Annotated in this window: 10 protein-coding genes; 7 read left to right on the top strand and 3 right to left on the bottom strand. The window is 46.3% G+C overall.

Annotated elements, in window-relative coordinates; genetic code table 11:
• The 6 genes from LDL18_RS08025 to LDL18_RS08050 all read left to right on the top strand — a co-directional run.
• Positions 1 to 618 (top strand): S41 family peptidase (locus LDL18_RS08025; RefSeq protein WP_296508510.1); only part of this gene is annotated, 618 nt, incomplete at its 5' end.
• A 32-nt stretch (positions 619 to 650) separates the two neighbouring features.
• A complete protein-coding gene (locus tag LDL18_RS08030; RefSeq protein WP_296508512.1) occupies positions 651 to 1,256 on the top strand; it encodes a disulfide bond formation protein B in 606 nt (201 codons plus the stop codon).
• A complete protein-coding gene (locus LDL18_RS08035; protein ID WP_296508514.1) occupies positions 1,226 to 1,783 on the top strand; it encodes a demethoxyubiquinone hydroxylase family protein in 558 nt (185 codons plus the stop codon). The genes LDL18_RS08030 and LDL18_RS08035 overlap by 31 nt, the downstream gene beginning before the upstream one ends.
• A gap of 6 nt (positions 1,784 to 1,789) precedes the next feature.
• Positions 1,790 to 2,221: a hypothetical protein gene (locus LDL18_RS08040; protein ID WP_365974979.1), complete on the top strand. Its 432-nt coding sequence runs from the start codon at positions 1,790 to 1,792 to the stop codon at positions 2,219 to 2,221.
• Positions 2,222 to 2,357: 136 nt separating this feature from the next.
• Positions 2,358 to 2,750, top strand: a complete 393-nt coding sequence (locus tag LDL18_RS08045; protein ID WP_296508518.1) for a hypothetical protein — start codon at positions 2,358 to 2,360, stop codon at positions 2,748 to 2,750.
• Positions 2,751 to 2,883: 133 nt separating this feature from the next.
• Positions 2,884 to 3,363: a hypothetical protein gene (locus LDL18_RS08050; RefSeq protein ID WP_296508520.1), complete on the top strand. Its 480-nt coding sequence runs from the start codon at positions 2,884 to 2,886 to the stop codon at positions 3,361 to 3,363.
• A 107-nt stretch (positions 3,364 to 3,470) separates the two neighbouring features.
• Here LDL18_RS08050 and LDL18_RS08055 read toward each other — a convergent pair whose 3' ends face one another.
• The 3 genes from LDL18_RS08055 to LDL18_RS08065 form a co-directional block, all read right to left on the bottom strand.
• On the bottom strand, positions 3,471 to 4,292 hold the full coding sequence (locus LDL18_RS08055; protein ID WP_296508521.1) for an aldo/keto reductase: 822 nt from the start codon (positions 4,290 to 4,292) through the stop codon (positions 3,471 to 3,473).
• Between the two features lie 183 nt (positions 4,293 to 4,475).
• Positions 4,476 to 5,246 carry a thioredoxin domain-containing protein gene (locus tag LDL18_RS08060; protein ID WP_296508523.1) on the bottom strand — a complete coding sequence of 257 codons (771 nt, stop codon included), beginning with the start codon at positions 5,244 to 5,246 and terminating at the stop codon, positions 4,476 to 4,478.
• 250 nt (positions 5,247 to 5,496) lie between these two features.
• The gene (locus LDL18_RS08065; protein WP_296508525.1) at positions 5,497 to 6,147 is read right to left on the bottom strand and encodes a DUF721 domain-containing protein; all 651 of its coding nucleotides are present in this window, start codon (positions 6,145 to 6,147) and stop codon (positions 5,497 to 5,499) included.
• A gap of 34 nt (positions 6,148 to 6,181) precedes the next feature.
• On the opposite strand from LDL18_RS08065, the gene mutY reads away from it, so the two are divergent.
• Positions 6,182 to 7,303: an A/G-specific adenine glycosylase gene (gene mutY / locus LDL18_RS08070; protein WP_296508527.1), complete on the top strand. Its 1,122-nt coding sequence runs from the start codon at positions 6,182 to 6,184 to the stop codon at positions 7,301 to 7,303.
• The last annotated feature ends 144 nt before the right edge of the window (positions 7,304 to 7,447 follow it).

A 7,447-nucleotide genomic window follows, 5' to 3' on the forward strand; every position in this document is an offset into this window, starting at 1 on the left:
TTCCTTGATCATGGTGAAGTGGTTTCTGAACGTGGCCGAGAAAAAACTGATATCCGGCGCTATTTTTCAAAACCGGGTGATCTGGCGAATGGCTTGCCATTGATCGTATTGGTGGATGGTGGATCGGCTTCGGCTTCGGAAATTGTTTCCGGTGCCTTGCAAGACCATCATCGCGCCTTGATTATGGGCACCCGTAGTTTTGGAAAAGGCTCGGTTCAGACCTTGCTGCCTTTGGGTGATGATACGGCGTTACGTCTGACGACTGCCCGTTATTATACCCCGTCAGGTCGATCGGTTCAGGAAGGCGGAATCGAACCGGATATCATTGTGCCACAGCTTTCTGACCCAGATTACAAAACACGCCCCAAATTGCGCGAAGCAGATTTGTTGCGTCATCTTGTAAATCAGGCTAATACAGACAATAGTTTACTGGAAGATGATAACGGTAAAACCGATCCCCAGTTTACGGCGACACCGGAAAGTTTGAAAAAAGAAAATATTACAGATTTTCAGCTTGATTATGCGCTGAAAACTATTGGCAGGATAAATCGGCAACCTTCTCCTATCACAAAAGAGACACCCGCCGGTAAATCAGCAACCCCATTGGGTCGGGAATAAAAAATACAATTCGGGATAATAAGGATCGGATTATGGCATCAAGCACAAGGCCGACGCCCCAAGAGAAAAAGCCTTTATGCAAAAGGGTCATCGAATGGGCGCTTCATACCACCGCAGATCAACGTTTATGCTTTGCGCGCCTGATTGCCTTTTTATATCCGACTATCTCTATGATTAGTGCATTGGGATCGGAATATATCGGCCATTTATATCCTTGCGAAATGTGTTTGTGGCAAAGAAAACCCCATTATATCGCTATCGGATTGATGGTTTTTTCTTTCCTGTTGTCCTTTATTTTTTCCAAAAAAGACTCTTTAAAAGGCTATATTCGCCCTTCTGAAAAGATATTAACTTTGCTGGCTGCTTTTTCTATTGCGGTTAGCGGTTTCATCGGGGCTTTCCATGCGGGGGTCGAATATCATTGGTGGAAAGGTATAACGACCTGCTCGCTGCCTATTACGGGTAACAATACCCAAGAAATGTTCAATGCCATCATGAATGCACCTTTTGTCCGCTGTGATATTCCGGCATGGACGTTATGGGGCATTTCACTCGCGGGCTTTAATGCCATATTTTCTACAGGGGCAGGATTGGTGATAGCGCTTTTATGTCTGAATTATCTTCCCAAACGCCGTTAGAAACAAAAATTTCCGAAGAAGAACGGAAGTCAATGATCCGCGTTGACCATGCGGGTGAATATGGCGCAATCCGTATTTATGCAGGTCAATTAGCTATTATGGGCGACCGGAATGGTCGGCTTTCCAAAATGATTACCCGTATGGCGGCACAGGAAGATCGCCATTTTGCCGGTTTTGAAAAACTGGTTCAGGAACGGCATGTCCGCCCAACCCTGTTACAACCTGTCTGGAAAATAGCTGGTTTTGCCTTGGGGGCGGCGACAGCCTTGGTCGGTTCCAAAACCGCTATGGCCTGCACGGCAGCGGTCGAAAGCGAAATTGACGAACATTACAAAAGCCAGATGGAAAAACTCGGTTCGGAAGATCATGAATTAAAAAAGATGATCGCCGAATATCGGGAAGAAGAATTGGAACATCGCGATCAGGCTATCAAGGAAGGGGCAGAAGACATTCCGGCCTATCCTGTTTTATATGGATTGATCCGTTTGGGATGCCGCGCCGCCATCGAATTATCAAAGCGTTTTTAAAACAGGATGGCTATTCCCTTGAGATATAAATCCGTTATATCCGCCGTCTTGCTTCATTATATCGCCTTTGCCGGACAGCCGCTTTTTGCCCATCATGAAAAGGCAAGCGAGAGTTTAAGTAATCGCCGATGGGAGGATATTCCAAAAGGCGTCGCCGTTTCGATTATGCCGCCCGTTAAAGCCAGTGATGGTATGCCAAAACAGATGGTTATTTTCGGGAATGAAAGCTGCCCTAAGGCTCCCGATAGCGAGACGATTATTGTCTGTCGTCGCTTACCCGAAAGCGAACGTTACCGTATTCCGGTTGCCATGCGTGAAGAAGACCGCAAGGTGAAGGAAGAAAAATATCAGCGCACCCATCGCAGTTGGGGGCAAAGAGTTCAGGATATGGGGATGTTATCTGCGCCAGATATGAATAATCCTTTTAAAGGTAATTAAAATATCTATCGAAGATTTAATCTTTTCCTCTAAAAATTGCAGCTATCTATTTGTAGATAAGACCGACCACAATTTGCAGATTAACCTGTTTGTGGCATAATATCGTTATATGACGAGGCAACCGGTGGATAATCCGATGAAAACTATAACCCAATTTTCTCTGTTTTTTGCTTTACCTTTATCGCTGTCTGCTATTGCCTTCTTGTCGCCTTCAGTTGCTAGGCCGCCGACGATGACGGTTTATGGAAATGAAGCCTGTCCGGCGGGCTATATCTGTGTCACCCGCCCTGCCGGTGATAAATATCGCGTGCCGGAAGAATTGCGGGATGAAGAAAGAAACAAGCCGGAACAGCAAAGCTGGGCTTCACGTCAGCAGATTTTTGCAGGGGCTGGCGCGCAAGGTGCCGGTAGCTGCACTTCCTCTGGCTCTGGTTCGGAAATGGGCTGTGGTCGGGTCGCTGCTCAAAATGACGTAGCGGAAAGACGCGCGGCCAAAGAAAGGCTCAAAAATAGCGCTATGCCGCAATAAGGTCAGGCAAGAGGGATGACGGCTATTTGTTATCCCTCTTTTTTCTTAAAAGATTGGTTCACTTCATATCAATCTTGAAAGAGATAAATTTTATAACAATATAATATTCCGATTCCCTTATTCAGGAAAAAGCATGAAAGCGGGTTTGTTTCTGCGTCCGGTTACCGCCGTTTTAGCTATGGCGTTGTCTTTCATGGCCTTGCCGGTTGCTGCCCAAGATACCACCATGTGGGATGCTTTATCCCCTGAAGAACAGCAAAAACTTAACGCCGTAGCGCCTTCTGAACGGGTGATATCCTTGGTCGTCTATGGTCAAGACCAATGCCCCAAAGGGAAAGGCGATGAAATCGTTATCTGCGCAAGAAAGCCCGAAAGTGAACGCTATCGCTTGCCCAAAAGGTTTCGGGATCAGCCAAAACAAAAATTTGCCAATAGCGCATGGGGTGCAAAAGTTGCCGATCTGGAACGAACAACCTCAACCGGTATTCCGACAAGTTGCACGACATCTGGATCAAATGGGATAAGCGGCTGTTACCATCAATTTATTATGGACGCGATTGCTGAAAGAGAGCAACGCAAACATACCAAATATGACGATCCCGACAACCAGTAACGGGTCACAAACAAACGCTAGAAATAAGTTTTCAAAGAAAGAACACTCTTTAGATTTTTCGGAGACGGTATAGTGAAACACCGCCTTCGAAAAATCACATCCGGTTATTAGAAATCGAAAACAGCCGGATCCATCCCCTGACGGCCATCGGGTTTATCTAAAGATTCAATGCGCTGCATATCTTCTTCATCAAGCGCGAAACTATCCGCTTCAAGATTTTCCTGTAAACGGGCTTTACTGGATGCCTTGGGAATAACCGTTAAACCCAGACTCAAATGCCAGTTTAAAACAACCTGTGCCGGTGTTTTGCCATGCTTCAAAGCAATTTCACGAATAACCGGATCATTCAGGGCGGCTCCGCGACCCAGCGGCGACCAACTGGTCGTTATAATACCCCGTTCAGCATGATAGGCGCGCAATTCTTTTTGCTGGAAATAAGGGTGTAATTCGATCTGGTTGACGGCAGGTACGACACCGGAATCAGTGATAATATGGTCGAGATGATCAATCGTAAAATTGGAAACACCAATAGAACTGGCTTTGCCGATTGCCCTGATTTGAATCAGGGTTTGCCATGTCTCTTCATAACGTTTCCGGTCTTGCCCCGGCCAATGGATAAGATACAGATTTAAACTGGTTACGCCCAGATTGCGGATGCTTTTATCAAGGGCGACAAAGCAATTAACTCGCCCCATATCCTGTGGCATCAATTTGGTGGTTATAAAGCTGCGCGCATGACGAGAGCGCAGCCCTTCTCCAACCCCTTCTTCATTTTCATACCATGCCGCGGTATCAACAGCGCGATAGCCAAGATCATATCCCAAAGCGACCATGCTTTCAGCTTGTGCGGGATTGAGTTGGTAAACGCCTTGACCGATGGCTGGCATACTATGCCCGTCATTCAGCACTACATTTTTAACCGGCACCATAAAGGACTCCAATCCTTTCTTGCTGGGTCTTTATCGAAAGCGGATAAAGACCCGTGACATCCCAAAAAGCGAAGCCATAGGGTGATCATCGGATGGCTTCGCTTTTTCAGCTATTGTGCTTTGCGCCCTGATTTTTCCCTTGCCAAGCCAGTTTACCAAATCAACTTTGGGGTAAAATAACGATTATTGCAGAGCGGCTTTCAAAGCCGGTTCCAGCTGATCCCAAATCGGGCTACCGATACCAACTTCTTGTAAAGCACCATTGATTAAGAACATCGGCGTGCCGGTGACATTCTGCTTGTCGGCAATACTCCGAATATCCATCAAGGTTTTAATCGCGGCCTGATCTGTCAGACATTTATTCTGGGCGCTGGTCGGCAATCCGCGATTTCCAAAGAAGGGATTCATACCCGTCAGACGGATATATTCTGCCATTTGTTGATCTTGGGGCAGACCAGCCACGCGTTGCAAATCAGCTTTGTCGGCATTCTGGATACGTTCAAACATTGGTTTTTGTTCTTGGAAAAGCTGATCGGCAATCGGGAAAAAGGTTTCTGCGCCACGGCAACGGGCAAGAAGAGTCAGAGCAATATCAAATGGATCACGAACGAGATTACGAAATTCCAGTTTCACTAGCCCCTTGGCGATATAATTATCCCGTAATTTGGGGAAACCTTCCTGCGTAAAATCAGCACAATGCGGACAGGTAAAGGAGGCATATTCAACCAGAGAAACCGGCGCTTTGGGATTACCCATGACAAAGCCGCCTTCGGGTGAAACAGAGATGGCATCCGTCCAACTACCGCCATTCGGTGCCGGAATAGCGGCAGGTAAAGCAGCTTCTTGTTGGCTATTGGCAGGCGCTTTTTCTGTTTTATGGCAAGCACTGACCATAAAGGAAGAACCGGCTAATAAAAGGACAGCACCTAAACCTATTTTCAATTTTTTCATCATCTGTTCGCTTTCTGTTGCCCGCTTTTCAAAAGCTGTAAGGTCAGCGTTTTTATTTCAAGTCTATTTTCAATTCAGAGCTTTTAAAATAGTTCAACCGTTTTTTCTACGAGGCCTGTATCAAAGGCCAATTCAGAAAAGAGAATCTGATTTTTAACGACAAATAGAACCGGAATATTTTTAGGCCATTCTTGGTCAAAGGATAGCCCCTCTTTCAAAGAAGGCTATCAAAATATAAAGATAGCCGCCGAAACTAATTCTGTTTTTGCTCCATTTCTCTTGCGATACCGCCGCCCAAACGAATGAGACTTTCCCGTAATTCGGGATCATGCACTTGATCGAGAAGTTCTTGATCTTCCTTGCTCAAATAAGTCTGAAGCCATTCTGTCTTTGGTAAAGGCACCGATTTTTCAGCCTTGGCCAAATGGCTCAGTCGCCCTTGGCGAAAGCTGATTTTCTCGATGGCGGCATATCCGAAGAAACGGTTCGCCCGCTCGATGATCGCAGGCGTAATATGCTGCATCAAAGTAACCATTGCGCCTTCGGCGACAACCGTCAATGTTCCGCCTACAGTCTGACCGAAAGGGAAACGAATGGATTCAGGCACCGACAAACGAGCATATTTTTCACCGACAACCAATGGCCAACGGCTGATAAGGGTAGAATGCAAAAAACCAAACCGACGAAAGGCGGCTCCGCCAACATGGGGCAATAATTGCCCGACCGAGCTTAATCGGCACCGTCTTTTATCACGGTCGATGACGGTTTTTTTGCTTGTTGAGGCCACCTTCCCTGATCTTTTTTTCGCAGGTATTTTCTTTTTCGAAAGGGTGGCGCTGTTTCTTTCTTCTGTATTGGAAATTCTAACAGAAGATGACTTGCCTTTATCCATGACAAAGGTCATGCCACAATTTATTCTTCTCCGTCGATAGAGTGTTATGCAAAAATCTGCTGTTTATCGTGAAATAACCACTGATCTTCTTAACTGGTATCAACGCCATGCCCGTATTTTGCCTTGGCGGACAGAAGCCCAACAAAATAAAGTCGATCCCTATCGGGTCTGGTTATCGGAAATCATGCTACAGCAGACAACGACTGCCCATGCCGCGCCTTATTATCTAAAATTTGTCGAAAGATGGCCGACGGTCGAAGCCTTGGCTGCTGCCGAAGAAGCTGATGTTATGGCTGAATGGGCTGGTTTGGGCTATTATAGCCGCGCCAGAAATTTGATCAAATGCGCCAAAGAAGTGGTCGCTTCTGGCGGTGAATTTCCTGATAATGAGCAAGGATTATTGGCATTACCTGGTATCGGTCGCTATACCGCCGCCGCGATTGTGGCGATTGCTTTTGGAAAAAGAGCGGTTGTGGTCGATGCCAATGTTGAAAGAGTGGTTAGTCGCCTATTGGCTATTGAAACGCCCTTACCCGCTTCACGTCCGATTATCGCCGAGGAAACCAACAAATTAACGCCGGATTTAGCCGCGGGTGATTTTGCCCAAGCGATGATGGATATTGGCGCGACAATCTGCGTCAATCGGCAACCCACTTGTGCGATTTGTCCAATGATGACTCATTGTGAAGGACAAAAAACAGGTAATCCGGCCGTTTTTCCTATTAAAGCCCCGAAAAAAGCTAGACCTAAGCGGATTGGATATGCCTTTATTTTGAAATCCGAGGATAAGATTTTACTGATCAGGAGGCCGGATAAAGGCTTGTTAGGCGGAATGCGGGCATTACCCAGCAGCGAATGGCTGGATCAATCCCAAGTAACGACAACAATCAGCGATACCGAAACAGAGCCACAGGCTATAAAAGAAGCCTTTCAGTTTTTCCCAGCGCAGACACAAAAAAATCTAATAGCTCTGGCTTGGCAGAAGCAAGGCCATATTGAGCATATTTTTACGCATTTTGCTTTGGAATTGCGGATTTTTTCCGCTGAAACCGCCCATAGTGTGATAGAGGGTGAATATTGGCCGATTGATGAAATCGACCTTGCCGGTCTGCCCACCGTTTTTAAAAAAGCGGTTAAAAAATATCTAAAGCAGACCGATAAGGCCTAATCTTTTATTGACGCGGGCGCGCTTGGGCATACACACCCAAGATACGGAGATCGCAGGCATTTTCCTGCAAAATATCCAAAGCCCTCGCGACCTTATCTTCGGAAGGTTCGCCTTCGACATCCGCATAAAATTGGGTCGCAGAAA

The sequence above is a fragment of the Zymomonas sp. genome, assembly GCF_020216885.1.
In the GTDB taxonomy this organism is placed as follows: Bacteria; Pseudomonadota; Alphaproteobacteria; order Sphingomonadales; family Sphingomonadaceae; genus Zymomonas.

Coding starts and splice junctions, on each gene's coding strand:
- LDL18_RS08030 (WP_296508512.1), top strand. CDS start 651: ATGGCATCAAGCACAAGGCCGACGCCCCAAGAGAAAAAGCCTTTATGC.
- LDL18_RS08060 (WP_296508523.1), bottom strand. CDS start 5,246: ATGATGAAAAAATTGAAAATAGGTTTAGGTGCTGTCCTTTTATTAGCC.
- LDL18_RS08050 (WP_296508520.1), top strand. CDS start 2,884: ATGAAAGCGGGTTTGTTTCTGCGTCCGGTTACCGCCGTTTTAGCTATG.
- mutY (WP_296508527.1), top strand. CDS start 6,182: ATGCAAAAATCTGCTGTTTATCGTGAAATAACCACTGATCTTCTTAAC.
- LDL18_RS08055 (WP_296508521.1), bottom strand. CDS start 4,292: ATGGTGCCGGTTAAAAATGTAGTGCTGAATGACGGGCATAGTATGCCA.
- LDL18_RS08035 (WP_296508514.1), top strand. CDS start 1,226: ATGTCTGAATTATCTTCCCAAACGCCGTTAGAAACAAAAATTTCCGAA.
- LDL18_RS08040 (WP_365974979.1), top strand. CDS start 1,790: ATGGCTATTCCCTTGAGATATAAATCCGTTATATCCGCCGTCTTGCTT.
- LDL18_RS08045 (WP_296508518.1), top strand. CDS start 2,358: ATGAAAACTATAACCCAATTTTCTCTGTTTTTTGCTTTACCTTTATCG.
- LDL18_RS08065 (WP_296508525.1), bottom strand. CDS start 6,147: ATGACCTTTGTCATGGATAAAGGCAAGTCATCTTCTGTTAGAATTTCC.